General features: G+C 59.9%; 1 protein-coding gene. It reads left to right on the top strand.

The features are described from left to right. Nucleotides 1–144: 144 nt before the first annotated feature. Nucleotides 145–754, top strand: a 610-nt coding sequence (locus tag NKI72_RS35295) for an IS110 family transposase (protein ID WP_352852298.1), incomplete at its 3' end; no start/stop codon positions are given.

The raw sequence follows: 754 nt of genomic DNA, 5'->3' as shown, positions 1-754 counted from the left end.
ACGAACATGAAGTAATCGCGGAAGCGGTGGCCACCTGAGATGTGGCGGCGATGTTCGAACATCTGGCCGGCTGGCTGTCCTCCGATAGGATGAAGAACGGGCTCTCGATCGACACCGGGCCCAGCCACCGAACGGAGGACAGCCATGGAACACTATATCGGCCTCGACGTATCCATGAAAGAGACGGCAATATCGATCCGGCAGAACGGTAAGAGGATTTGGCGGGGCAAGTGCGCATCCGATCCGCAACTGCTTGCGGCGGTGATCCGCAAGCGCGCACCGCATGTCCGGCGGGTTGTGTTCGAAACGGGGCCGCTGTCGGTGTGGTTCTACCATGCGTTGACGGCAGAGGGCCTGCCGGTGATCTGCATCGACGCGCGGCATGCCAAAGCCGCGCTCGACATGGCCGCGAACAAGACCGATGCGAACGATGCCGATGGCCTGGCACATCTGGCCGAGGTCGGCTTCTACCGAGAGGTCCGCGTCAAAGGTTTCGACAGCATGCTGATCCGCACGCTGATCACCGCGCGGCGCCAACTTCTTAAGATGCGTTTGCAGATATCCAATCAAATCCGTGGATTGATGAAGACGTTCGGCCTTGTCGTGCCCAAGGGCGCCGGAAGCGTGTTCGAACGCAACGTTCGCGACCTTCTGCGGGGTGAAGAAAAGCTGGCGCGCATTGTTGTGCCAATGCTGCAGGCATGGAGTGGTATCCGATACCAAATCGCAGAGCTGAGCAAGCAGCTGGCAGCGA

The sequence above is a fragment of the Mesorhizobium sp. M0437 genome (assembly GCF_040321335.1).
GTDB lineage: Bacteria > Pseudomonadota > Alphaproteobacteria > Rhizobiales > Rhizobiaceae > Mesorhizobium.
The sequence above is the reverse complement of the archived record's forward strand: the minus strand, read 5'-3'. Positions and strand labels throughout refer to the sequence as shown.